Origin of the sequence: Desnuesiella massiliensis, assembly GCF_001403615.1 — a bacterium.
In the GTDB taxonomy this organism is placed as follows: Bacteria; Bacillota; Clostridia; order Clostridiales; family Clostridiaceae; genus Desnuesiella; species Desnuesiella massiliensis.
In genome coordinates this window covers 123,410-149,304 of sequence record NZ_LN879454.1, presented here as the reverse complement: position 1 = coordinate 149,304, position 25,895 = coordinate 123,410, and the positions used below count along the sequence as shown (strand labels likewise).

Here is a 25,895-nt window from a genome sequence, read left to right as displayed (position 1 = left end):
GATTATAGGGAAACAGGTTCTTTATATTTTCATAATATCATGACGTACCTATGTGTTCCTTCGCTATATCAATAAAACTTTTAAGACTATCCTCAAGTTTTCTGCTTCTATTTACTACAAATTTAATTGTTAATGTCTTAAAATCATAAACATAAAAATTATGATCTTTAGGCAAAACGCTTCTAGGTATGAGAGAGGCTCCAAGCCCTTCTGTTACTCCTTTAAGAATAGCTTCTAAGGTATCAAATTCAATAATAGCTGTAGATTTAAAGCTATTATCATTAACCCATTTTCCTACAAGGCTGCGATAAGGACAGCTATTATCAGTATTTACTATTATTGCCTTGGTAGCATAGTCAATATCTTTAGAGGATATTATTACAACTTCTTCTTTAAAAGAAAAAACCTCTTTAAATTTTGAATTTATATGCTCTCCATGTATAAAGGCACCATCTATGTAATCCTCAGAGAGGCGCTCTAAAAGCACCTCTTGTTTTTCTGTTTTCAATACTAAAGATACCCCAGGATTCTTTTCATAAAATAAAGCAAATAATTTAGGTATCCTAGAGGCAGAAATAGTTTGAGTGGCTCCAATCTTTAGTGAAGGCTTAATTTTAGAAACATTAAATTCTTCAGTGGCTTCATCCACTAGCTTAATAATTTTTTCTGTATATTCAAGCAGCTTCTTCCCCTCAGAATTAATAGTAATACCTTTATTATTTCTTATAAATAAAGGAGTTTTTAGCTCATTTTCTAGCACTTTAATTCTCATGCTTATATTTGATTGTGCATAGCCAAGTTTTAGAGCCGCTTTTGATATGGATTCTTCCTTAGCAACCATTTGAAATATTCTTAAATCATTAATCTCCATTTCTAAAAACCTTCCACCAGTGTAAATTTATTTGGATATCATTTTTAGTGATATCCATTATTACTTATAGGTATTATACATTTTTTCAGCCAAGAGTTAAACTGTTAGTAATAAAAGTTATAAAAAATTTACTATATGAAAAGGGAGGTAGTATTTATGGACTTTAAAGATAAGGTTGCAATTGTTACAGGCGGAGGTACTGGAATAGGAAGAGCAACTAGCATAAAGCTAGCAAAACAAGGCGTAAGCGTGGTAGTTAATTTTTCAAAATCTAAAGTAGATGCAGAAGAAACAGTAAAGATCATAAGAGAGAATGGCGGAAGTGCCATAGCTATACAAGCTGATGTATCTATGGATGAAGAAGTACGTAAAATGGTTGAGGAAACCTTAAAAGCCTTTGGCACCGTTAACTTTCTTGTAAATAACGCAAGCATCACTAGACAACTACCTATAAATGACTTAGAAAGTGTAAATGATGATACCTGGAATACTCTATTTGATATAAATGTAAAAGGGATGTTTAACTGCGCTAGAGCTGTTGCCCCAATATTAAAGAAAAATAAACAGGGTGCTATAGTCAATTTAGGAAGCATAGCTGGCTTAACTGGTTTAGGCTCCTCTCTACCCTATGCTGTATCTAAAGCAGCTGTTCATGGACTGACTAAATCCTTAGCCTATGCCTTAGCTCCAGAGATAAGAGTAAATAGTGTGGCTCCAGGAGCAGTAGATACAAGATGGTGGAAAGGCAATGAAGAAAAGATGTATGCATTAAGTGGTAACATTCTACTAAAGAGAATATCTACGCCAGAGGACATTGCAGATATCATATGCGCCATTTTAGTTCAAGATTCAATGACAGGACAAATTATTACTGTTGATAACGGACAAACAATGTAGATAAAATAATGAGCAAAACTTTTTTAGTTTTGCTCATTATTTTTATATAGTTAATTAAATTTCTAGAAATTTAGCTTTTTATTGATTATATTATACATTGAAAACATGAAACTGCAAAGATATTCCACAAACTAGTAAGGTTGTATGGAAATACAATAATTTATCGATCTAAAGGGCTTCTAAGTATACCCTAAGGACTTTGGAATATATAAAAAAAGAAGCTACACTATTACCTATAAAAACATGTTAGTTAAAAAATAAATTCATTATAGGAAGGATAGTGAACGCAATGAAGGCTGATAAAAATATACAATCAGCACTCTATAGGCATCTTGTACTTGAAGGCACATCATATGATGTAGGTAAGAAGCTAGGTAAATATATTAAAGCAGAAACCGATCCTATTAGAGAATTTACTCTTAAACCCTCAACTCTAGAGAAAACAGAAAAAGCACATATTCAAAAGTGCATAGATCTCTTTCAAAAGTATTGTCCAGGAATTAATGATGAGATTAAAGGTCTCGCAGAAGGATTAGGGGTAGAGGTAGAGCAATTGCTTTACTATATTAGTTCATATAGAAGTAAAGGTTGCTGCAGTCAGATGGTGGTGCTCCCTAAAATAACTAATGGCGGTGGTATTTATCTTGCAAGAAATTATGAATATAGGCCTCAGGAATCAGACTTATGCCTTATTACAACAAAGGTAAAAGGAAAGGCTAGTCACATCGGTTTCTCGGAATTAGGATTAGGACGTAATGATGGTATCAATGAACACGGATTGTGTATTAGCATGCCTAACGCTGCACCTGGAATAACATCAAATAGTATTGGTTTTGAGTTTTGGTTCATAATTAGAGCAGTATTAGATCTCTGTACTAATGTTAATGAAGCCATAGATCTAATCAAGAATGTACCTACATCCACCTATAGTAATTTTATTATTGTAGATAAAAATGCAAATTCAGCTTTAATTGAGGTAGCTGGTTCAAAAAAATCAGTTGTAAGAATTAATACCTCTCATTCTAAACAATATCTATGCGCTGCCAACCATTTCAGCAGCAAACAAATGTTAAGCTATGGCAAAGCCAGGTATTGGGATTCTGTAGCTAGATATATAGCAATGGAGTTACGTATTAATGACGCTATTCCGTGCGTCGATAAAAATACGCTAAAAGACATCCAATCAGATTTTATACCCCTGGGAATATGTTGTCATAATTACTCAAGTGGCTTTGGAACCCTCTGGTCAGTGATATATGATCCTATAGGTGTTAATATGGAAGTGTGTTTTGGATCTCCTAAGATAAATGAATGGCATACATTTAATTTGAAAAACTCATTAAATGAAACTAAATATTGGGTAATATTACCTAATGATAACAAAAAACCATTGTGGAAGAAACTCCCTAGTGGTTCTAATATTTGTTTAGATTTTGAGATTGTTTAATATAAACTTAGGCTGTTTTAGACAATAATGTTGATATGTGTATATATAGATACTGACACTATCGTATGTAAATTTTATGGCAAATATTTTAAAAAATGTTGTATAATTAGTATATAAACTCGCAAATAGCTACTATATAGGAGGATGTGAAAAAAGGTGTTCTATAGGTTTCCCTACACCGCGCGTGGAGACCCACGAGCGGCCCGTGAAAAATAAGACCTACGTTTTTCACATCCTCCTATAGTTATGCATTAGTTTTTTTATTCTGCTAATATATAAATAGTAATTTGTCGGGCAAGTTTGAACTGTGGATTATTTATGTTTTCTTCGTCTTTGGACGAGAAGATGACAGTAATGGAGGTAGGAAGATGAATATTGAGATACGTAAATTGACGCCGAATCTTGTGGATGATTATGTGCACTTTTTTGATACGACGTCACATGCTACTAATAAAGATGAACACAAATGCTATTGTGTTTGGTGGTGCAATGATGATTATGAAGGGAAAGACCTTACATCATCCGTAGAGAAAAGAAGGGACTATGCCATCCAATGTGTCAAAGGTGATAACATACAAGGCTATCTTGCTTATTGTGATAACAAGGTTGTTGGGTGGTGCAATGCCAATACAAAATCGGATTGCCTGAAATGCTACTGCTGGCGACGGTTTATGGGTTCTGTACCAACTGAGGAATCCGTCCAAGGCATAAAGGTGAAATCTATATTCTGCTATGCTATTGCACCAGAAATGAAAAGAAAGGGTATTGCTAAGCGGTTTTTAGAACGTGTTTGCCAAGATGCGGTTCAAGACGGTTTTGATTTTGTGGAGGCTTATCCGAATAAAGAATTTATTGATGAAGCCAAGGACTTTATGGGGCCTATCACATTGTATGAAAGAAGTGGATTTGCCGTATATTATGAAACTGAACAGAAACTTGTTATGAGGAAGCAACTAAAATAAATCAGTGTTTCATATGGTTTTTAGCAGTTCATTTTAGGGCTCCAATACATAGTAAGTATAACACGAAGCAGTCAAATTCCAATTTATATTATTGAGATTAAAATCTTTAAATAGAAAAAATTATATAGGTTTATTTTTTATGAAAATTTGATATAATATAAATAAGAAATACAGATAATAAAAAAGTAGAGTGCGTCAACACTCTACTGATATACAATTCTAGTTGCTTAGGCAACTGGTATCACTATATTTTATAGGAATAAAAATAGTAGCATCCAATTGCGAGTCGGGGCTACTATTTTTTTGATATTTTATCTATAAGTAACACTATAAATGTTAGTAGTGCTAAAAAAAATAAACCACCAGTAAATAGTAACATTAAAACGTCATTACTCATTAAGTATCACCTCCCTTCATAGAAGAGGTAAGTGATACCAGTAGCCCACGATTAACTATTAAATTGTACTTTAGAATTATACCATATTTATGTAGAATATATACACAAGAATAAAATGGAAAACCCTCATTTGAAGTAGTTACGGAGAACCGTATCATAAGTGAATGCCAAAATAGCCCGGAAGTAATATGTATCAATACTCCGGGTTGTTTAGTTATGAAGTGAAATAAGCTGATAAACTGATAGACTAGTACTCAAACCTTCAAGAAAAGCAGACTACATCAATCTCAATCAATATTTCTTTGTGCGCGCTGATATATTTTTGAGAGAAATGAAGCACACAGGAATATAATAAAGCAAAGAAAAAGTCTAGCACTTTTCTTTAGAAAGCATTATAATTACCTTTGATTTAACAAAGGAGGGGTAGTAAGTCAATGTTGAATAGGACAGAGAAAGATGAAAGACAGTATCTCCATGAGATATTGAAAAAACTGAAATTAGCATACCAAGCTATTGACCAAAAGATATCAGACTATGCCAATGCGATTCAAGAAACGAAGAAATATATTTGGGAAAACCTTGCGCAGATGGATCAAGCTGAAAAAGCGGTGAACCGTATTGCTGTCCATGAAACCATTGACTTCGGAGAAAAAGCCATTGTGCAAAAACAAAAAATAGCTAAACTGATGGATTCTCCATATTTTGGGAGAATTGATTTTCGTGAGAATGATAAAATACAAGAAGTACCTTTTTATATTGGAGTACATTCCTTCGGAGAGGAAAGTGGGGATAAGGTGCTGATATATGACTGGCGTGCACCGGTTTCCAGTATGTTTTATGATTTTGAAATAGGCAAAGCATATTACACTGCACCCATGGGAAGGATTTGCGGCGATATTTGCTTGAAAAGACAATACAAGATTAAAAATAGTCATATGGAGTATATGCTGGAAAGTGCACTGAATATAGGAGATGATGTTTTACAAAAGGAGCTTAGCCGCACCTCTGATGAGAAGATGAAGAACATTGTAGCTACAATACAAAGAGAACAAAACAGTATTATCCGAAATGAAAGATCAGAGATCTTAATCATTCAGGGGGTGGCTGGCTCAGGAAAGACGTCCATCGCGCTGCATAGGGTTGCGTTTTTGTTATACCGTTTCAAAGAGAAGCTGACTTCGAAAGATATCTTGATCATTTCACCAAATAAAGTCTTCTCTGATTATATTTCAAACGTCCTGCCAGAGCTGGGCGAAGAAGAAATCATGGAAATGTCCATGGAGGAATTTGCAACGGACGAATTTGCAGGAAGGTTGGATTTTCAATCCTTCAATCAGCAAGTGGCGGACTTGATGCGCCTAGAGGATAGTAGAGCCATTGAGCGTATCAGATACAAAGCTACTTTGGATTTTGTAAGAGATCTTAATTCCTATCTAGAGAAAGCAAACACTGGATACTTTTCTCCCAGGGATATTTGCATTGAAAATATCAACATATCAAAAGAATATTTGATGCTAAGCTTTATAGTCCTAAAAAGGATACCTGTTAAAAAACGGCTGGAGAAAATAGCAAAAGATATTATAGAAAATAAAAAAACAAATAATGGTAAAAGAATGAAATCCACCATTGCAAAAAAGGTTAAGACTGCTGTCTTAAAAATGTTCAAATTCAAGGATGCACTTTCGTTATATAAGAATTTCTATGATCATATTGAAAAGCCAGAGTTATTCCAGCTGATACAGAATGATAAACTTGAGTATGCTGATGTATTCCCTTATATATATACAAAGATGTTTTTTGAAGGATTGGAAACAGGCTTTAAGCATGTAAGGCATTTGCTGGTGGATGAAATGCAAGACTATACGCCTATACAATATGAGGTTATAAAGAAGTTATTTAACTGTAAAATGACGATTTTAGGTGACAGCTTTCAATCGGTTAATCCACATAGCGCATCCTCCCTTGAGATTCTAAAAAGTGTTTTTGGGGATGCTGACTGCATGGAATTACGCAACAGCTACCGTTCAACGATTGAAATCACAAATTTTGCACAAAAAATCAAAAGCAACAGCAAGCTGGTTCCAATCCAGCGACATGGTGAGGAACCTACAATAAGGAATTGCGCAACTTTAGAGAATCAATCAGAAGAGATTAAGCATTTGATTAATGATTATTTAAAATCATGTTACAATTCCCTAGGGATCCTATGCAAAACACAGGAGCATGCAGCTGAGATTTATAAGCAGGTCAAAGATAAATACAACGATGTTTTTTTGCTGGATTTTGACAGCACTGAGATTAAGGAGGGAATAATTATTACAACGGCCCATATGGCCAAGGGGCTAGAGTTTGACCAAGTAATAGTACCTTACGTTTGTTCTAGCACCTATTATACTGATTTGGATAGAAGCATGTTGTATGTTGCCTGTACCCGAGCTATGCATCGATTGGATCTGACTTATTGTGGAGAATTGACGCACTTCCTATGATAAAATACAATCAGCTGTTTATAAAACAGATATTTTTTATTAATTAGTATTTACTAAGATTATTGAGGTTCTGAGCTACCTTCATTTTGCTTAAATAGCCTATACGTTTAAAAACATAGTTTTAAAGCAATCTATAATTATCATAACACAAGTATTCATTCTTACATCAACCCTTTGCTAAAAAAACTCCTCAATTGTAAAACAAAAACTATCCTTGGCTAAACAATAAATAATTATTACCTAGGATAGTCTTGTTTATGCTATTCAAAAATTTTCTATACTTTTATAGATATTTAGTAACTATAAAAATTTAGTAATATTTTAATTGCTTATCTACTGATTATTATGTAGATTTTTATTTAATTTCTTATTTAATACTTCCTTCTCGATTTCATTATCTTTGTTGAAACCGTTTACCGTATAGTAGCTTTCGCTATCTTTACTATTGACATTTAATATTCCTTGATATGCCCCCATAGGAGTATATACGCAATCTCCTACCTTTTCAGGAAATGTTCGATGAAGAGCAAATAAATAAGTATTATTTAAATCTAGTTGTTTAATATTTTCTGAAACCTGCTCTACCCCATTGAGCTTTCCTCCAGTCAATCTTACAACTATTTTCTCTGTATTATGATTATTTGAATTTTTTAGAACTTCCTGTGTTTGGATTTCATAATCTGTAAAAATTATATTACCATACTCAAAGGTATTAATTTTTATAGGCTTTCCAATAACTATTAATCCAGAATCATTAATGATCTCCTTCATATTTGCTTTAAGATTCATGTAATTTCCTTCCAAATGAATTCTGGTAGGAAATTTGATGAGGTTTGATAAAGCTATACTTGATAGAATAACAGTAAAAGTTAAAGTTAAATTTAAGATTAATTTTTTCATACTTGTTCTCCTTACTTAGTATTCATTATTGTTAATAAGAATATAAAAAGGTAATACCATCAATATCGTCTTGATGAGGTTTTGTTATTAATTCCGGATTATTTAGATATGCTGATATAGCTTCACCACCAACTGATGTTCCATACATGATAGATTTATTATTGGAGTTATGAGCTAGCCCAAGAACATGTCCAAATTCATGCATAGCTACAATTTGACGCTTGGCTTGATCCATTGAATCACAAGCGTACCTATTTAAATGGATATTACCTGAAGTATAAGTACCTGAATCAAAGCCTGGATTAACAAAGGCTTTTCCAGCCCAATCCATATTGCCATAATCATAAGCATACGCTGTTATCAAAGCACTAGATGTATTTTTCGATAAATATACGTTAGTATAATTATGCCAAGTCATTGCACCAGCATCGACAGCAGATGTATAATATGATGGTAAATCTGAACTTGGCTTATAATATATATCTCGTTGCAAACCTACCACCAAATATTTCATATGCATAAGCCTTTACCCACGATATACTAATAGCTCCTACAATTGAAAGGCATAGCATGATTATAAATTTTTTTAAAATTGTAGATTTTTGTGTCATATATTTCCCTCCTACTTATTAAAAAATGGTTGTTATTGTTTCAATGAAAGAAACATTATTTAGCAAATAACATTACTTATCGTTTTAATCAATTATAGCCGTTGAGAGCCCCCTTACCACTCTAAGTTATGCTTTATTTTAGAAAAACGATTACAGTAACGCTAAATGCAAAAAGTAACAATTCATTACATTAGGGTACCTAATTATTTACAACCACTTACATCCTAATACATAATATGTAAAAAATCAACATTCTTTTTTATAATTTATTCCATTTATACAATATATAATCAATATATCAATACATTTGTATAAAATGCATAAAGTTGCATATATATGCAATAAATGCTATACTTAAATATAACCTTGCAAATAACTATTAATACTGGGGGGAATTACTATGAAAAATAAGATCAATATCACCTTTGCTCTAATAGCAATTTTAATTGCCACACTAACAGCTTGTTCTAACTCTAAAATAAAATATACTGTAGGTGAGGGTAAATTTGAGAAATCTAGCAAAGACATAATAGAAACTGAGTATAATAATAAATCAGACCATGGTTTTTTTGCGTTGATTGATTTCGATTTAACTGAAGGGAAAGTTGATTGGGAAATAGTCCAACCCAATGGTGAAATTACTCATAAAGGTTACGTTGTATATGAAAACGGTAAAATCTATCGAGAATTAACCTATCCTAAAATAACTGACTCTATCACAAATTGGGGTAAAGTAGAAATAGATAAAGATGAGATAGATTTCAAAGGATTACTATTTGTAGAAAACAAATCAAAAGGTTCGTATAAACTAATTCTAAAACCTCTTAATGCTGAGGGAAAATATATAATCAAGTGGAGTAATCGGCTTCCTGATGTTTAATATAATATAACATAATATAAAATGACATATGAATTTCTACTTATGAGCCAACCTAAATTTAAATCAACTATTTCAATAAAACAATGTAGTTCATTTTAATGGACAACCTAATTTTATGTAGCAAATCAACCATTTAGCCTAACAAATCCTAACTTAAAATTTATCCTTTATTTCGTAGAAAAAGAGTGTAAATAGATTTATTCTACACAAACCTATTTACACTTCTTAATAATCTCAGCTAAATACCTTTTTTCACAGCCTCCTATAATGCTATTACTTCAAAATCCATACATCTCTTATAGATTTCTTCATGCACTAGGACTTTAATGTGAGTTCCTTCTTCAGTATAATCCTCATTGATGACCTTGGAATTTTCATGAAGTATGGAAATTAGCTTTTGCTCAGTATAAGGGATTATAAATTCTTTTTCTATTAATTTGGTTGGAATTTCTCTGCCTATGGCATTGAGTAATCCATGCAAATTTATCTCCTTTACAGCACTGACTTCTATTGTCTTTTCACCTTTTAAGAAAGCTCTTAATTCCTTTAAATTTTCGTCAGAAGCCTTATCCACCTTATTCAAAACCACTATGATGTTTTTATCTCTAGCATTAAGCTCATGGAGAACTAGATTTACTGCTTCTATTTGCTTTATGGCCTCTTCATTGGCACCATCCACCACATGTAGAAGCAAATCTGCTTCAAGCACCTCTTCTAAGGTTGATTTAAAGGCTTCAACCAGCTCATGAGGAAGCTTGCTGATAAATCCAACAGTATCGGATAAAGAAATTTTTCTGTTATCACTTAAAGTCACAGCTCTAACAGTGGTGTCTAGCGTTGCGAAAAGCATATCCGCTTCTAGAACTCCTTCTTTATCTATATTATTTGCTGCAGAGATTTCACAAAGCTTGTTTCTTAAAGTTGATTTACCTGCATTAGTATATCCCACAATAGCTACCTTACTGATATTATTTTTAGTTCTTCTCACCTTTTGCACAGCTCTTTGCTCTATTACTTTAGATAGCTCATTTTTTATTTCTTCAATCCTGCGTTCTATGTGTCTTCTATCCGTTTCAAGCTTTTTCTCTCCAGGTCCTCTTGATCCAACGCCGCCTTTAACTCCAACTCCACCTTTAATTCTGGCAAGATTTGCATTTGCATCTCTTAATCTAGGAAGCTTATGACTAAGCATAGCAAGCTCAACCTGTAATATACCCTCCTTGCTCTTAGCTCGTCTTGCAAAGATATCTAGAATTAAGGTAGTTCTATCTATTACTTTACAGTTAATTATCTCCTCTAAATTTCTAACCTGTGAACCAGATAATTCATCATCAAATATTACTACATTGGCATTTTTTAGCTGCCTTAAATGTGCTATTTCCTGAACCTTCCCCTGCCCCGTATAGTAAGCGGAGTGTACTTTGTTTTTCTTTTGAAGCACCTTATATACAGGAAGAACATTGCAAGCTTCTGCAAGCTTAACAAGCTCCTCAAGACTTTCCTCGCTGTCGGTGCTCACTAAAATGGCTCTTTCTGTGTCATCTTCCCATTGGTTGACTTCACTAATTATCTTTTCAACATAAGTTATCTTATCTCTAAAGTTCAATTCTAATGAAGCTTCTAAGGTTAAATCTTCAAGCTCTTTAAAGGTTATGCTATTATTATAAACATCGCAAAAACCTATATTTATTTTAGCCTCTTCTATATTTTCTCTAATGCCAATGGCAGCAATAGCATCTAGTTTTAAATCTACTAAAGCAGAAATGTCCATTGAAGACAGTGTGCTGTCCCCTGTAGGATGGGTATGAATTACCCTAAAGCCGTTTAGTCCTTTTCCTGTGACATCCATAGAGGGTATTTCAGCGCTATTGACTTTACCCACTGAAATGCCAGTGATTTTACCTTTTCTATTAATAACTACACATAGTTCTTTTTTTATTGTTCTACTTATATCATTTATTTCTTTCACTAGTTCATAAGAAAAAATGCTAGCATTATCTATTGTTAATTCATACAAGTTTTCTAGTCTTTCTAGTGTTATTTTTTTTACTCCATTAATATTTCCTGTTATCATAAAAGATCCTCCAATCAAATATATAAATATAATTCTCTTAATCTATCTCCATCTATAAAAATCTTAACCTCATTTTTATGGCCTCCTATTTAAAATTCTAACTTTAGCGTTGTCAGAGCTTTTTATCGTAGTCTCATTTTTAACTCCCCCTAAGGTGATTTCTCTAGCTATTTTTAAGCTAGGTAAATATATAAAAGCCGCAGAAACAATGTACTACATTGCACTGCGGCTAAAATATCAATAAAGAATAAAATCAAAAAAACCGCAGATTTTCCCTGCGGTGATTAAATACAAATTTATGTAGAAATAAAAGCCAAAAATCAACTTTTAAGCTTAAGTTCCATAAAATATAACAAAACCGCAGGCAAGAAGTCTGCGGTCAATTTTTATTCATTAAACAATATAGCATATTAAACTTAATATACTTAATTTACTGACAGCAGACTGTATATTTTATTGTTGAAGTTTTGTCTAATCTTATCTTTGTAAATTAACATTTTACAGTCCCCTTTCAGAATCTTTAGCATATTTATGTATTCATTGTAAACCAAATTTTCTCAGTTGTAAATACTTTTTCTAAAAGGAGTTTTAAAAAACTATGTGAATTTTTATAACAGTCTGATATAATATAAGTAAAAATATGGTGTTGATATATCTATTTTGTAAAATAGTTTTAGGCAATTACATAGATAATCCACTCATTTAACTAAAGATAGTAGCTGCGTATAGAAAACAAAGGCAGGCATACTATCTTTTTGTTTTTCTCCAGATATATCTATTACCCTATGTGTTTATAAAATTTATCAAAGGAGTTGTTTCTGTTGAAAAAATATATTATGGTTCTAGCCTTGGCCGCATTATTACTATTGGCTGGGTGTAGTGAGGATAAAAAGCAAAATCCCGAAAACCCTCAAGTAAAACCTACTGTAGGTAACCCAAAATTCTCTAAGGAGACCTTTCCTAAAATAGATGGCTCTACAGCAACTATTCCATTATCAGAAGCCTTAGCTTCATCATTACTATCAATGTCTAAGGATGAAGCAACAAAATTCATTAAGCATAATACCACTCATAATGCTTATGTAAATCTAATCGATGACAAGGCCGAAATAATATTTGTCACTGAGCCCTCTGAGGAAGAGCTAAAACTTGCTAAGGATGCAAATATAGAGCTTGAAGTTATCCCTGTAGTAAAAGAAGCCTTTGTTTTTTTAGTAAACAGTAAGAATCCTATAAAGTCCTTATCTACAAAGCAAATACAGGATATTTATCAAGGAAAAATAAATAACTGGAAAGAGGTAGGTGGAAGTGATACTGAGATTATAGCCTATCAACGAACCCCTAACTCTGGAAGCCAAACCCTTATGGAGCAGAAGGTTATGAAAGGACTAAAAATGATGGATGCACCTAAAAATGTAGTTCCTGACATGGCTGGTCTCATAGATACAGTGGCTAATTATGACAATTCAGATAAAGCTCTAGGATATTCTGTTTATTACTACGCTAATTCTATGTATAACAAAAATAATATCAAACTAATCGCTGTGGATGGTATAGAACCTAATAATGCCTCCATTTCCACTGACAAGTATCCCTTTACCAGTGCTTACTATGCAGTTATAAAAAAATCCACCCCTCAGGATTCATCCTCAAGAAAGCTTTTGAACTGGCTGCTTAGCGGCGAAGGACAAAAGGTAGCTGAAGCTGCTGGCTATGTTCCTATGAAGTTGAGGTAGCACAATGAAAAGAGCTATTAAATTATTTATAGTGCTTTTAATACTGGCTTCTTTTATTGCTTGTGATAAACCTCAGGATAATGTTAAAACTAACCCTGATATACCAAGCTCTAGCACTAATGATAGTTCTTCCCCCCCTACAAAACTTGTAAAGAAAACTCAAAAGTTGCCCTATCTTCTTACTAATGGTGTTAATGAAAACCACATAGAAACTAAAGTTGCAACAGATATAGGTGTTTTTTCCTTACACCTGCCTCAAATATATGGGCTAAAGGATAAAAGCCTTGAAAGCAAAATTAACGAGACCATAAAAGAAGATGTTAATAAAGAAATTACGAAATATGTACCGGAGGATTCCTCTATTCCCGTAACTCTTCACTGTGCTAACAGATTAAATGCAAATAATTTATATTCCATATGTTTATATGACAACTATAATCCTATTGCTGGCTTTCTTTATAGGCTTACTGATGGTAAAAGCCTGAACTTAAAAGATATATTCACAGAGGGGACAGATTATATATCTTTATTAAATCAAACCATAATAGAACGTATCATATCCAGCGGATTAAATGAGGAAGACTGTTTGGATAGACCCTTCTCTACCATAAGAGAAAATCAAAGTTTCTCTATTTCTGGATCCATCTTATATATAATTTTCGATAAAGGGGAAAGTGGGTTTATAAAAAGAACTTCTGTAGAAATTCCACTTTACCTTATAGATGATTATGTTCAGGTACTTGATTTATATTCTGGAAATGAAAGAGAAACTCAAGAATTCTCAAATCAAATGGTGAGAGCTAATAATATATTCTTCATCAGCAAGGGAGAAGTTATAAAGAATGCTTCCAAAAGCGTTTGGGCTTACTACCCCCAATTGGCTGGATATAAGGATTTAGGCTTTCAAAATAAGATTAATGATATTATAATAAAAGCCGTTAAAGAAGCAGCTAACAGTAAGGAGGTTGAAAATTTACCTAAGGGTAAAAATAAAGCCTCTGATCAATCAGCCACAGTACAGCTATGGGTTACCTTTAATCAATATGGAATAATTACAATAGCCAGGAATGTATATACTGCTGATCTAAGTAAAAGTATAGATTCTCTGTATTCAATATACTCATTTAAATTGAAAAATAAAGAGGTGTTAGATTGTAAAGAGCTCATCACTGATTATCTTAAAAATCATAAGGAAGGAATAGATATAGTAGTAGATAGAACCGTTTCCCAGCTAAGTCCCCCTAGTTCCTCGCTTCAAGCTAATAATGATGGCATAGATGTTTCAAAAGTGGATTATAACTTTATATTAAAAGAAGGAAAGTTCTTATTTAGGGACGGCTATGGAAGCAAACCTAATTTAATTATTTCCTTTGGAGAAAATAAAATCAAAGGGATTAATTTTAGAATTGAAGTAAGTATCCCCTTTGATGATGTTATAAAAGAAAGTCCCGAGGAGTTTTTTAAATAGAAAAAATTTAAAATTTTAACTGCTAAATAAACATTATCACTTTTATTAAAGGATAATGTTTATTTTATTTTCTCCACAGCATTTCTATATATAAGGCATCTCCAAAAAAATAACTAGTCAGTCTACTCGTCTATTTTGCGTAATACTGCGTCCACTACTAATTTGCATTAAAAGAGTTACTATAAAGTTGCGCTCTTTCCGCAGGACACCTGCATTCCGCGCAAAAGTAACTCTATATTAATGCAAATTAATATTAGAACCCATTAATAGCCCCCCACTATTAATGGAACCTGTGTCCTTGTCTTACGCAAAATATACGACCCATCTTTGACTAGTTATTTTTTTACGATGCCTAAAACAATTTATAATTCTGATATTTTTCATATCAAAAATCCTCTAAAAAAATATTATAAAGTATAAATAATCTTTAAGGTATAAAAAATGTATACAAAAGGAGATTTTCATATTCACTCCACAGCATCAGATGGAGATTTAAAACCTAGAGAAATTGTACTTTTAGCTAAGGAGAGGAATTTAGATATAATCGCTTTAACTGATCATAATACTGTAGCTGGCAATAAAGAAGCTGTTAAGGTTGGCAAGATTCATGGGATTAAAGTCATTCCCGGCATAGAGCTATCCACTAGATTTAAAGGTGTTAGAGTCCATATATTAGGATACTTTACTGATAACAGCTATAAAAGCCATAAATTTAAAACGACTCTTAATAATATAAACAAAAGAAGGTCTAGAGATTGTAAAACTTACCTTGAGGAAAAATTAGGTTTTACATTTGAAGGAAGAAAGTTAAACACTGTATCGGGCATTGATTTTTTACACCGCTATAATGCAAAAGTAGTTTTAGCTCATCCTACATTGCTTAACAGAGAACTCTTCAAAGACATAATCAATTTAAATTTTGACGGAATTGAAGCAAAATATTATATGAATAGTGACGAAGATACTGAATATTTTATAAAACTAGCTAAGGAAAAAGGATTAATATATACAGCTGGCTCAGATTTTCACTTTAATAAAAGACTGGATTTAAAGCATGGAACCTTGGGGAAGATTTATTTAGAAGAGGATGAAATAAAAGATTTTTTAAGTATATTAGGGTAGTTTGAATTAAGAGGAATTATTATGCATGCAGAACATTGACCACATGGTTTGTTTTTGATATAATAAAAACAGACTATGTGGTTTGAAAGGTGATAAGTATGAATAGAGAAGAGAAAAATGAACTAAGTAAAGAAAAAATTATTAATGCATGCATTAAAGAATTTGGTACTAACGAATATGCCGCCGCCTCATTAAATAATATATGTAAAAATAATAACATATCAAAAGGCCTGCTATTTCATTATTACAAGAACAAAGAAGAGTTATTTTTAATATGTGTTGAAAAGTGCTTTAATGAATTAAGTAAATATTTAGAGGAGAATTTTCAATGGGAGGATAAGTCCATAAGTGAGGATATAAATAATTATTTAAATAAGCGGTTTGAGTTTTTTAAAAAATATGGTCATTATAATCAAATCTTTATATCAGCAGTACTTAATCCACCAGAGGGTTTAGAGAATAGTATAAAAATCTTAAAAAAGACACTAGATGATACGAATAAAAAATTCTTAAATAAGCTTCTTAAGTATAACCACTTGAAGGAGAATATTAATAAGGATGATGCGCTATCTATGATTTTTGATTTAGGCAGCTATTTGCAGCTAAAGTTTAAATCCATATATACAGAAAAGAAAGATGGATATGTTGATCTTATAGCTGAACATGATAAAGCCTTTAGTAATATGTTAAACATAATTTTATATGGAATTATCAAATAATCTACGGAGGAATAAGTATGTTTAAGGAATTAATTTTGTTAATATTATTTGTTTTTATAGCAACATATATAGGTAAGCTTGTAGCCAAAGTTAAATTGCCTGCAATTTTAGGTTGGTTAATAACTGGGATGATTATAGGGCCTTATGCTCTAGGACTCATGAGCAATGATATGATAAACAGTTCTTGGTTCCATATTGTAATCAATGTGGGAGAAGTTGCAGTAGGTCTTCTCATAGGAACTGAGCTCATATGGGAGGATTTAAGGAGTTCCGGTAAACAGCTATTAATTCTCTGCTTTACAGAAGCTTTTGGAGCCTTTATTGCAGTAACTCTTGCTTTTGGTATAGTCTTTGCATTTATGGACATACCAGTTTATTTAGCCTTTGTATTTGGTGCAATAGCCTTAGCCACAGCTCCGGCTCCATCCCTATCCATCATAAATGAATATAAGGCAAAGGGACCTGTAACTAAGACTTTAATCCCCTTAGCTGTTTTAGATGATGTCATAGGATTAGTGGTATTCTTTATTGTAATTGGTATAGTTACTAATCTAGTTTCTAGTACAAGCATTCCTATGTACTTCATACCATTAATGATTATAATACCTGTGGTGCTAGGATCAGTCACTGGATTTATAGCAGGAAAGGTTCTTAAAAAAGAAACAGATAAAAAAAGCACTGCCCTAATTACTATATGCTGCATATTAGGTACAGCTGCAATTGGCATATATATAAATAATCATGTTTTGCCTTCCCCTGTTATGAACCTTATGCTGGTTGGGGTAACCTTCTCCGCAGTATTTGCTAATATAATTTCTAAGGAGAGATTAGACCAAGTAATGGATGCTATTAATCCAATTTTAGGAATAACTATGATTATAGTTATATTAAATCTAGGAGCTCCCTTAGACTTTCATTTAATACTAGGAGCTGGAACATTCACAGCAATCTATATAATTGCTCGAGCCATAGGAAAAATTGGAGGATCTTACTTTGGAGCTGTTGTAAGCAAAGCTCCTGATACAGTGAAAAAGTATTTAGGATTAACCCTTCTACCTCATTCAGGAGTATCATTAATTTTTACAGGAATAGCTGTAAATACATTAATAGGCTCTGCCCCAGAATATGCTCAAATCATTCAAGGAACCATAGCAGCAGCTGCGGTTATAAATGAAATTTTTGCTGTTATCATAGCAAAACAGGGATTTAAGTATGCAGGAGAACTGGGTGCCAATGAAATAGCTTGCAATAGTTAATATAGTAGTTATTGAAGAATTTAAAAAGCAGCCCATTAAGAATATAGAATATTTCTTAATGGGCTGTCCACTTTTTTGCTATTCACTTAAGCTATCAAATATAAAGCTAGCTAGATATCCATAAAAAATACTTACAATGCATGAAGCAAAAATTTTGAACTCGAAGGTATTATTACTCATAGTTGAAAAATAAGCTATAATTCCAAAAAAGAAAATAATCCAACCGCTATACACGCTGTATCTTTTTAGTCTTATATAAATATCCTTTTGGCTATAGCCTTCTTTAAGGTTAATGAGAGTAAAGCCTGATGTAAGTAATGCAATCATGATTAAGGAAGGCATATCTATAAAATTCTTTATTCCTCCACTTAGAAATAAACTTCCTCCCAAAGCTATTAGTAAAATTACAAAACCTAGTACTTTTTTCATTTAAAGCACTCCCTTCAATATTTTGATTTACAATTAAAGCTTAAACCAAAATACTTAAGGAATATATTACCCACTGGTACCAAAATCATCATACTTTAGTGTAAAAAAGGGTACCATTAGGTGTTATTTTTAATACTACACAAAAGTTCATGCCTATTTTTCACCCCAGCTTTATTGTATATGCTAGATATATGTTTTTTAACAGTATTTTCTGTAATAAATAATTCTTCTGCAATCTCTTTATTAGTCATACCCTTTAATAACTTATCCAATACTGCCTTTTCTCGCTCTGTAAGATTATATATATCAACGCCCTCTTCAACCGCTATCTCTTCTGCAACAATATTTAAATTATCTTTTTTCAGTTTACTTGATTTATACCAATCCAATATACAATAAAAAATCATAGCATCAAATAGCGTTACAGTACTAGCAGCTATGTTTCTAGGCAAATATTCCATAGATTTTGTTGTGGTCATAGCTTGATAAAACCCTATAAAAAATACAATAATACCTACTATAATTAAATTTTTCTTTAACTTATTTAATATCATTTCTTTAGTCATATGTTTTTTATATTCTAGTATGGTGATAAGCGGTGTGCCTATGATTAAAAATGCTATAGAGGGAATATCTATAAGCTCCATAATACTAAAACCAGTTACTAAAAATAGAGCTAAAAATATTATAATCATTATTAAAAATTTCAAGTACTTATTTTCTAAGATACTAATATAAATCACTTCCTTAACAGGCTTTATGATAACTTTAAAAATCAAGATAATGAAATGTAATAAATAGCTATTTCTAGTAAATATCTATTTATATAACATTATAGCATGTTTTTCAACTCTATAAAATTTTTACCTTATAAAATCCTTAGTTGCTTTTAATTTACAAATTATTCACTTTACAAATATAGGTATGTTATGATATTATACTTACATAAAGTAATTTAATAATTAAAAGTAATAAAATTTCAACTTACTACATAAAATATTATAATTTAGAATACTTTATATAGAGAAACAAGCTAAGTTTCACCTTTGTTCCCCTATAAATAGCAAGGAATTTCTCGAGGCATGGAGGTATAAATATGTCTGATTTTAAGCAACTTATAAAAGAAAGACGTTCTGCAAATAATTTTATAAAGGGAGTTAAAATTCCTAAGGAAGATTTTATTGAGATATTTGAACTATTAAAATTAGCACCTTCCTGTTTTAATATACAACATGCTAATTACATAGTTATAACTGATGAAGCTAAAAAAGAAGCTTTAAGAGAAGCGGCTTTCAACCAGTACAAGGTTCATACAGCTTCTGCTGCAATCCTTGTACTTGGAGATAAAGAAGCTTACAAAACAGCAGATAAAATCTACTCTGGAATGCTTAATTTAAAAATGATTTCCCAATTTGATTATGATCAAATGCTGCTAGACGTCAACAATCTCTATGAAGGTAGAGGACAGGACTTTCAAAGGGATGAAGCTATAAGAAATGCTGCTTTATCAGCCATGATGTTCATGCTTATTGCAAAGGATAAAGGCTGGGATACCTGTCCCATGATAGGCTTCGATCCTGATAGGGTTAAAGAACTATTGAATATTCCAGAAAACCTTGAACCAGTTGTATTAATTACTATGGGAAAAGAAGATACTAGTAAGAGAAGACTAAGAGGTTATAGAAAACCTATAGGAGAATTTGTAAAATTTGAAGAATAAACTATATTTAAAAGTAAATTTTAGGAGGTATTAATTATGAACAAAGATTTTTATGAAGTTATAAAAAACAGAAGAACAATATACGGAATTAGTAAGGAATCAGTAATTTCTGATGAAAGAATAGAGGAAATTGTAAACTATGCAGTAAAGCATGTTCCCTCTGCCTTCAATTCCCAAAGCGCTAGAGTAGTACTATTATTAGGTGAAAATCACAATAAGCTATGGGATATAACTAAAGAAACCCTACGTAAAATCGTTCCTGAAGACAGTTTCGCTCAAACTGAGGCTAGAATAGACTCCTTCCGCAGCGGATATGGCTCAATATTATACTTTGAAGACCAAAGTGTAATAAAAAGCCTTCAAGAGAAATTTGCTCTTTATAAGGATAACTTCCCAGTTTGGTCCCAGCAATCCTCTGGAATGCTTCAATTCGCCATTTGGTCAGCCATAGAAGCAGAAGGACTTGGAGCTTCATTACAGCACTACAACCCACTAATTGATGACGAGGTTAAAAACCAATGGAATATTCCTAGCAACTGGAAGCTAATTGCACAGATGCCTTTTGGAAAACCAACAGCTCCAGCAGGAGAAAAAGAATTTATGTCTTTAGAAGAAAGAGTAAAAATATTTAAATAAGTATAAAAAATATAAAAGCTATGAAACATTTCATAGCTTTTTTATATCATTATTATATTATTTCCTCTATATAATCTTCTAGCTCCATATTCTTGCAATAAAAAACTATATCTTCCCCTAGACCCTCTACCTTCTTTAAAGTTAACTGCCAGGTCCCCTTTTGTTTTCCAGAAGTTAATGTTATATTTCCATCTCCGTAAAGCTTCTTGCTTAGCCTTAAACGAATAATGGTAGCATCCTCAGCAACTTCCCAAATCTCATTTCCCTGAGCTTTTAAAAATGTACTTTGTTGCACCTTATTAACAAATTCATAAATTCTAGACTTTTTATGCAAAGAGTAAAAGGGTTTTAAACCATAGCCCTTTGAAGTTTTATAGGACTTATCAATATCTATACGCTTTACAATGTCCTCAGACAATAATAAATCATCTATGGATAACTGATACTTAGATACTATTCCAACAACACGTGAATTTATCTCAAATCTTTCTTCATGCTTCTCAGAATAAAGATCTACGATAATCCCCATAATCATAGGTGATATAACAAGTAATAAAATTATTATAATAATAGGAACTCTTTTTTTATAGCTCATAACCCTCACCCTTTAAAAATATTTCTTGTTTCCCTATAGGAGGCTGTGAAAAAAGGTACTCTATAGGTTTCGCTACACCGTACATAGAGCCCCACGAGCGGCCCGCGAAAAAGAGCACCTATGTTTTTCACATCCTCCTATATATACGAGTGAAGGTTATAAAAGTTACCATTATTTTTCCTATTTTCTCTTTAATTTCATAAAGGCATATACAGGAACTCCAGCCATCATAAGCAAGAAGCCATACATTACCACTTCTGCTCCAGAACCATATATTGTCCACATGGCATAAGCAAAAGCTATTAATGGAACTATAGAATTAATTAATACATGCTTCCACTGAAAGGCCTTTTCCTTCTTAGCCATTAGTATGATCTCAGCTACAGCTGTAAAAGCATATATAGGTAAGAAGGATAAAGTAGCTAATAAGGCAATAAAATTAAATGCAGCACTTAATCCTTTAGTGTAATTCATGAATAAAAGTATGTTGACTAAAACAGAACCTATTATCAAAGCCATATGCGGTGTATGATATTTTGGATGTACCTTTGAGAAGAAAGCTGGAAATATTCCATCCTCCCCAGCAGCATAAGCCACCCGAGCTGTAGATAACAACCATCCAATAGTAGTTCCTAATATGCTAAGCACTACCCCTAAGGTTATAAAGGTTGATACTCCGCTTCCAAAGTATTGCGATAGAATCTCTGCAATAGGCGCAGTGCTTTGAGCTAAAGCATTCTGTGGCATTGCTCCCATAGCTGCTAGATTTATAAGCATATACATAAGTGCTACAATTATTATTCCAAGAATAGTGCTCTTTTTAACATTCTTTTCAGGGTTCTTTATTTCTCCTGCGGTTATAGCTGCAGTTTCTAAGCCTATAAAGCCCCAAAGGGTTGCCGTAGCGGCTGCTGGTAATGTTTCTATACCTTTCCCCTCTGGAAATAATGGTAATACATTATCTAGATTAAAATGAAAGCCTGCTACTAGTATAAAGAATATAAATAACAAAACTTCGAAAACCGTAATTGTCGTTTGAATCTTGCCTGCTAATTTAACCCCTCTAATATTAATCAAGGTAAATATCCATAACACTGCACTGCAGAATAAAAATGAATTTATTGGACTATTAGCTATCCCTGGTATAAGCTTTCCTGCATAACTTGCTACGGCAATTACAACTGCTGCATTGCCTATCCAAGAACCATTCCAATATAACCAAGCATTTATAAAGCCCATGAAATCTCCAAAAGCAACCTTTGAATATTCGTAGGGTCCTCCGGTTTTAGGTATTTTTGATCCTAATTTTGCAAAGGATAGTGCTAATAATATAGATCCTAACCCCGTTATAAGCCAAGCTAATATTATAGAACCTGTCCCAGCTTTATTAGCTAAAGTAGCTGGAAGCATAAAAATTCCTGAGCCCATCATATTACCTACCACTAGCGCAGTAGCTATAAACAAACCTAATTCTTTTTTTAATTGACCTTTGTTGTTATTATCCTTCATGAAAGTTCCTCCTTATGGATATTTAATATTTTACCCATAAGCAAATATTCTAAAACAATATAAGGCATCTCCAAAAAATAACTAAAAAGCCTTGAGCATAACACTCAAGGCAATAAAATACTGTAATTAGCTAAATTAAAAGCCCATACAAATATATCCCAGAATGATAGCTCTCCACAAATGTTTTTGTGACAGTACTGTATATGTTTTATACAATCCCAGCGCTATAGCTTTAAAGCATCAGCTATAGACTTCGGCGGCAATTCCTTTCCTAAAACATCATCGTGCTTTTCTCCGTCTTAGTACTCTTAATATGTGGAAACAAGTTAAGTTTCACCTTTGTTTCCCTTTACCGCACCTCTATCTTAAATATTTACTTATAGAAATCTTCTACGCTTTAAAATTATGCAATATAGAAGCAAAATAGTCAATGGTTTTTTGATTACATAATAGCTAATTTTATAAATTAATTACATTATTTCCCCTTGACTCTTCTTTCCCGTGATTTCTTTATTTTAACACTGCTAGTTGAGGGCTGCTTTCTTATCCACCCTAAGTATCGATTTATTTTCTCGTCATTTCTCAATCTCTCCATAGTATATAATTTCACCGCTAACTCTCTGTTAGTATACAAGGCATGAATCTGCTTATGGCAAGGTATACAAAGCATTGCTACCGGCCCATTCTTACCGCCCTCTTCCCTGGGTATCAAATGGTGCTCTGTAGTAACCACTCCTGATCTACCACATAATTCGCAAACTTCTTCCATAGGTTCCTCCTAAGAAGCAAAATTGTAATATAGTTTTTTATTTTCATAAATGATATTATAATTTATTTTACCCTAAAAATTAATTTTAAAAAATGCTATAATTATACTAAATATACTCCTACTGTAAGGGGGGGTTCATATGAAAAAGAAATGCATATTTATAGCTGCGCTTCTATTAATATTGTCTCTGCTATTCTATTTTAGAAATATTATTTCTGCAATTATCATCCATAGCGAAAATATTGATAAGCATACACTAAGTGTAATGCTACAGAGTAGAATAAATCCAGTGAAGGAGCATGTATTAATAATCAATAATATATCCTATAAGATTCCTTTACCTAAGGGTGCAGCGGAATTAGATAAGAATGAGTACTTAATTCCTAGTTCCTCATGGAAAAGCTATAAGTATGCTCTTGAGGCAAATCAATGGGATTCTTTTGATCAAATAGGCACATTGATTAGAGTTAAAAACAAAACAGAGTATGAGTTTAATATAAGCATAACACCATTTACAGCAAGGTATTTTGTGCTGAAATATTCTCCTTAAAAAGACTTGTTTTTCAAGTCTTTTTTTATTTTTCCACTTGCATATGTAACAAACCTGGTTTATAATTTAATTAATAATAAATATTAAATAATTTATATTATTAATTAGTTGTTTTTAAATTTATTATTACTTAATGTTGGAGGATATGGATATGAATATGAAAAAGCTTAATTATACTTCTTTTTTCTATTTAATTTTAGGCCTTGTGGCAGGCGTATTTTATAGAGAATATACAAAAATGAATAACTTTCTTGGAACTACTGTGCTAAGCTCAGTACATTCTCATATATTAGTACTAGGATTTTTCTTTTTCTTAATAGTAACTATATTAGCATATTTATTTAAACTCAATGAAGATAAGGGTTTTAGCGCTTGGTATATAGTTTATAATTTAGGATTATTAATAACTATAGGCACTTTTGTAGCTAGAGGAATGTTACAAGTTAATGGAGCAGACTTTAAAGGCTTAAGCCATATAGCCGGAACTGGACATGCAATTCTTGGAATAGCCTTAGTATGGTTTATGCTTTTACTACAAAAATCCCTTAAAGTTGTAGCTTTAAAGGCTTCAAAGACAAATTAATTCAGCAATTATCTATTATTTGATTATATATACTTATTGCTTACCTCCTAAGATTCTCTCTGATAATGAGATATCTTAGTTCCCTCTGTAAAACCCCGTGAATTACTTCACGGGGTTTACATTTTTACTCATTTATATTTTTTATATTTAGGTCTTCATTGAAGGTACTTACATTATAGAGCAATAACACATCTTCTATTCCCTTATCCTTTATTAAGGTATTTAAGCTATCACTATAATATCTCAAATCCACCATATATATTTCGCTAAAATGTGAAGTTAAAAATGGTACCAAACTATTAGCATAGGAATCCTTCACTACTAAAAGCTTTTTACCCTCGTTATTTTCAGTAGTTATTTTAACCAAGGGATGATTGCTATCTAAAAATACTGTATATTTATCTTTTTTATTTAAATTGTCCAAGTTGTATAAAGAATTAGTTTGTTTATTCTCTTCTATATAATCTACCTGTATCTGCTCTTTAGCTTTAGGCATATATAAATCTATACTGTCTGGCTTTAGGTTTCTAAAACCGCCCTTAGAGTATAGAGAACCATAAAAATCCTCTGTTACTCTATTTATATTGAAATATGCCTCATCCTTAGCTGTAAAATCCATAGTCTCTCCAAGAGCCTTATAAGCATAGTATGCTCCCTTTGAAGTCCAATGATGATCTGTTCTATAAAATATATACTCCTGGCTTTTATCAGCTAAAGCCTTATAAACATCCACAAATTTTATGTCCTTATTAAGTCCATCTTTCACTTTCTCAATATATGCTAGTTCATCATCATTATAAGCATACTTAGGCAGCTTTTCTTCAAGTATCTTACCAGAGTTAGGAGCCAGAAGCATATAAGTATTCACCTTATTTGCGGAGGAAAAGGAATTTATGGCTTCAAGCTTTTCTTCTAGATCCTTATCATCATTCTTTTTGAACCTCTCTAGGAGGAAACCGTCCTTACCATAATAAACTCCGTTGCTCTCTTTTTTCCCTATAAGCTTTTCGTAGTCCCACTTAAAAGATATCCAAAAATCTCTCATTAAAAATTGATCTGATATATATTTTTCATATTGGGAGGTATACTTATCAAATATCAACTTTTTCATAGAAAACGCAGGTTTTTGTTCTAGCCTTCTGTTCTCACTTTCAGAAAAAGTCTTATCTTTAATTAAGCCGTTAAATATAAAAACCAAGCTTAAAAATATTATAAAAATAATACCATTTATATTTTTTAATAGCTTATCCAAATTATCACCTCTTTTACCCTTTG

26 protein-coding genes and 1 riboswitch are annotated in these 25,895 nt (G+C 32.2%); of the genes, 14 read left to right on the top strand and 12 right to left on the bottom strand.

Features of this window, described 5'->3' with window-relative positions:
- Window positions 1–37: 37 nt before the first annotated feature.
- On the bottom strand, window positions 38–871 hold the full coding sequence (locus tag BN2665_RS04480) for a LysR family transcriptional regulator (protein WP_055665925.1): 834 nt from the start codon (window positions 869–871) through the stop codon (window positions 38–40).
- 156 nt (window positions 872–1,027) lie between these two features.
- Between BN2665_RS04480 and BN2665_RS04475 the strand changes: the two genes are divergently transcribed.
- The 3 genes from BN2665_RS04475 (at window position 1,028) to BN2665_RS04465 (ending at window position 4,177) form a co-directional block, all read left to right on the top strand.
- Window positions 1,028–1,768, top strand: a complete 741-nt coding sequence (locus BN2665_RS04475; protein ID WP_055665924.1) for an SDR family NAD(P)-dependent oxidoreductase — start codon at window positions 1,028–1,030, stop codon at window positions 1,766–1,768.
- 289 nt (window positions 1,769–2,057) lie between these two features.
- Window positions 2,058–3,215: a C45 family autoproteolytic acyltransferase/hydrolase gene (locus tag BN2665_RS04470; RefSeq protein ID WP_055665923.1), complete on the top strand. Its 1,158-nt coding sequence runs from the start codon at window positions 2,058–2,060 to the stop codon at window positions 3,213–3,215.
- 368 nt (window positions 3,216–3,583) lie between these two features.
- Complete coding sequence (locus BN2665_RS04465; RefSeq protein WP_055665922.1) at window positions 3,584–4,177, top strand: GNAT family N-acetyltransferase; 594 nt, start codon at window positions 3,584–3,586, stop codon at window positions 4,175–4,177.
- Window positions 4,178–4,472: 295 nt separating this feature from the next.
- On the opposite strand, the gene BN2665_RS04460 is transcribed toward BN2665_RS04465, so the two are convergent.
- Entirely contained in the window at window positions 4,473–4,556 is an 84-nt protein-coding gene (locus BN2665_RS04460) for a putative holin-like toxin (protein WP_242865908.1), read from the bottom strand.
- 452 nt (window positions 4,557–5,008) lie between these two features.
- On the opposite strand from BN2665_RS04460, the gene BN2665_RS04455 reads away from it, so the two are divergent.
- Complete coding sequence (locus BN2665_RS04455; protein WP_055665920.1) at window positions 5,009–7,063, top strand: HelD family protein; 2,055 nt, start codon at window positions 5,009–5,011, stop codon at window positions 7,061–7,063.
- A gap of 333 nt (window positions 7,064–7,396) precedes the next feature.
- On the opposite strand, the gene BN2665_RS04450 is transcribed toward BN2665_RS04455, so the two are convergent.
- From BN2665_RS04450 to BN2665_RS27285, 3 genes are read right to left on the bottom strand one after another with little or no spacing between them, the layout of a single operon-like run.
- Window positions 7,397–7,963, bottom strand: coding sequence for a hypothetical protein (locus BN2665_RS04450; RefSeq protein WP_055665919.1), 567 nt, complete (start codon window positions 7,961–7,963; stop codon window positions 7,397–7,399).
- A gap of 31 nt (window positions 7,964–7,994) precedes the next feature.
- Window positions 7,995–8,456: a matrixin family metalloprotease gene (locus BN2665_RS04445; RefSeq protein WP_055665918.1), complete on the bottom strand. Its 462-nt coding sequence runs from the start codon at window positions 8,454–8,456 to the stop codon at window positions 7,995–7,997.
- Window positions 8,434–8,574 carry a hypothetical protein gene (locus BN2665_RS27285; RefSeq protein WP_195892657.1) on the bottom strand — a complete coding sequence of 47 codons (141 nt, stop codon included), beginning with the start codon at window positions 8,572–8,574 and terminating at the stop codon, window positions 8,434–8,436. The genes BN2665_RS04445 and BN2665_RS27285 overlap by 23 nt, the downstream gene beginning before the upstream one ends.
- A gap of 400 nt (window positions 8,575–8,974) precedes the next feature.
- Between BN2665_RS27285 and BN2665_RS04440 the strand changes: the two genes are divergently transcribed.
- A complete protein-coding gene (locus BN2665_RS04440; RefSeq protein ID WP_055665917.1) occupies window positions 8,975–9,454 on the top strand; it encodes a hypothetical protein in 480 nt (159 codons plus the stop codon).
- 262 nt (window positions 9,455–9,716) lie between these two features.
- On the opposite strand, the gene hflX is transcribed toward BN2665_RS04440, so the two are convergent.
- Window positions 9,717–11,528, bottom strand: coding sequence for a GTPase HflX (gene hflX, locus BN2665_RS04435; RefSeq protein WP_055665916.1), 1,812 nt, complete (start codon window positions 11,526–11,528; stop codon window positions 9,717–9,719).
- An 821-nt stretch (window positions 11,529–12,349) separates the two neighbouring features.
- Between hflX and BN2665_RS04430 the strand changes: the two genes are divergently transcribed.
- From BN2665_RS04430 to BN2665_RS04410, 5 genes are all read left to right on the top strand, one after another.
- A complete protein-coding gene (locus tag BN2665_RS04430) occupies window positions 12,350–13,264 on the top strand; it encodes a PstS family phosphate ABC transporter substrate-binding protein (RefSeq protein WP_055665915.1) in 915 nt (304 codons plus the stop codon).
- Window positions 13,265–13,268: 4 nt separating this feature from the next.
- Window positions 13,269–14,732 (top strand): hypothetical protein, encoded by a 1,464-nt coding sequence (locus tag BN2665_RS04425; protein ID WP_055665914.1) that lies wholly within the window; start codon window positions 13,269–13,271, stop codon window positions 14,730–14,732.
- 441 nt (window positions 14,733–15,173) lie between these two features.
- A complete protein-coding gene (locus tag BN2665_RS04420; RefSeq protein WP_055665913.1) occupies window positions 15,174–15,854 on the top strand; it encodes a PHP domain-containing protein in 681 nt (226 codons plus the stop codon).
- A 98-nt stretch (window positions 15,855–15,952) separates the two neighbouring features.
- Window positions 15,953–16,573 carry a TetR/AcrR family transcriptional regulator gene (locus BN2665_RS04415; protein WP_055665912.1) on the top strand — a complete coding sequence of 207 codons (621 nt, stop codon included), beginning with the start codon at window positions 15,953–15,955 and terminating at the stop codon, window positions 16,571–16,573.
- Window positions 16,574–16,590: 17 nt separating this feature from the next.
- Window positions 16,591–17,829 (top strand): cation:proton antiporter, encoded by a 1,239-nt coding sequence (locus BN2665_RS04410; protein WP_055665911.1) that lies wholly within the window; start codon window positions 16,591–16,593, stop codon window positions 17,827–17,829.
- A gap of 78 nt (window positions 17,830–17,907) precedes the next feature.
- Here the strand turns inward: BN2665_RS04410 and BN2665_RS04405 are convergent, their stop codons facing one another.
- Both BN2665_RS04405 and BN2665_RS27710 read right to left on the bottom strand, forming a co-directional pair.
- The gene (locus BN2665_RS04405; protein ID WP_055665910.1) at window positions 17,908–18,258 is read right to left on the bottom strand and encodes a hypothetical protein; all 351 of its coding nucleotides are present in this window, start codon (window positions 18,256–18,258) and stop codon (window positions 17,908–17,910) included.
- A gap of 116 nt (window positions 18,259–18,374) precedes the next feature.
- Window positions 18,375–18,968 carry a helix-turn-helix domain-containing protein gene (locus BN2665_RS27710; protein WP_055665909.1) on the bottom strand — a complete coding sequence of 198 codons (594 nt, stop codon included), beginning with the start codon at window positions 18,966–18,968 and terminating at the stop codon, window positions 18,375–18,377.
- A 386-nt stretch (window positions 18,969–19,354) separates the two neighbouring features.
- Here BN2665_RS27710 and BN2665_RS04395 point away from each other — a divergent pair, with 386 nt between their 5' ends.
- Both BN2665_RS04395 and BN2665_RS04390 read left to right on the top strand, forming a co-directional pair.
- Window positions 19,355–19,978: a nitroreductase family protein gene (locus BN2665_RS04395; RefSeq protein ID WP_055665908.1), complete on the top strand. Its 624-nt coding sequence runs from the start codon at window positions 19,355–19,357 to the stop codon at window positions 19,976–19,978.
- A 36-nt stretch (window positions 19,979–20,014) separates the two neighbouring features.
- Entirely contained in the window at window positions 20,015–20,614 is a 600-nt protein-coding gene (locus BN2665_RS04390; RefSeq protein ID WP_055665907.1) for a nitroreductase family protein, read from the top strand.
- Between the two features lie 52 nt (window positions 20,615–20,666).
- Here the strand turns inward: BN2665_RS04390 and BN2665_RS04385 are convergent, their stop codons facing one another.
- From BN2665_RS04385 to BN2665_RS04375, 3 genes are all read right to left on the bottom strand, one after another.
- A complete protein-coding gene (locus BN2665_RS04385; RefSeq protein ID WP_055665906.1) occupies window positions 20,667–21,209 on the bottom strand; it encodes a hypothetical protein in 543 nt (180 codons plus the stop codon).
- A 180-nt stretch (window positions 21,210–21,389) separates the two neighbouring features.
- Entirely contained in the window at window positions 21,390–22,718 is a 1,329-nt protein-coding gene (locus BN2665_RS04380; protein WP_055665905.1) for an APC family permease, read from the bottom strand.
- 159 nt (window positions 22,719–22,877) lie between these two features.
- A riboswitch (Lysine riboswitch) is annotated at window positions 22,878–23,089 on the bottom strand.
- 104 nt (window positions 23,090–23,193) lie between these two features.
- Window positions 23,194–23,487 (bottom strand): HNH endonuclease, encoded by a 294-nt coding sequence (locus BN2665_RS04375; protein WP_055665904.1) that lies wholly within the window; start codon window positions 23,485–23,487, stop codon window positions 23,194–23,196.
- Between the two features lie 139 nt (window positions 23,488–23,626).
- Here BN2665_RS04375 and BN2665_RS04370 point away from each other — a divergent pair, with 139 nt between their 5' ends.
- Together BN2665_RS04370 and BN2665_RS04365 are read left to right on the top strand one after the other, a co-directional pair.
- The gene (locus BN2665_RS04370; protein ID WP_055665903.1) at window positions 23,627–24,037 is read left to right on the top strand and encodes a hypothetical protein; all 411 of its coding nucleotides are present in this window, start codon (window positions 23,627–23,629) and stop codon (window positions 24,035–24,037) included.
- 151 nt (window positions 24,038–24,188) lie between these two features.
- The gene (locus BN2665_RS04365) at window positions 24,189–24,620 is read left to right on the top strand and encodes a DUF2871 domain-containing protein (protein WP_242865896.1); all 432 of its coding nucleotides are present in this window, start codon (window positions 24,189–24,191) and stop codon (window positions 24,618–24,620) included.
- A 124-nt stretch (window positions 24,621–24,744) separates the two neighbouring features.
- On the opposite strand, the gene BN2665_RS04360 is transcribed toward BN2665_RS04365, so the two are convergent.
- Window positions 24,745–25,872: a DHHW family protein gene (locus BN2665_RS04360; protein ID WP_055665902.1), complete on the bottom strand. Its 1,128-nt coding sequence runs from the start codon at window positions 25,870–25,872 to the stop codon at window positions 24,745–24,747.
- Window positions 25,873–25,895 lie beyond the last annotated feature (23 nt).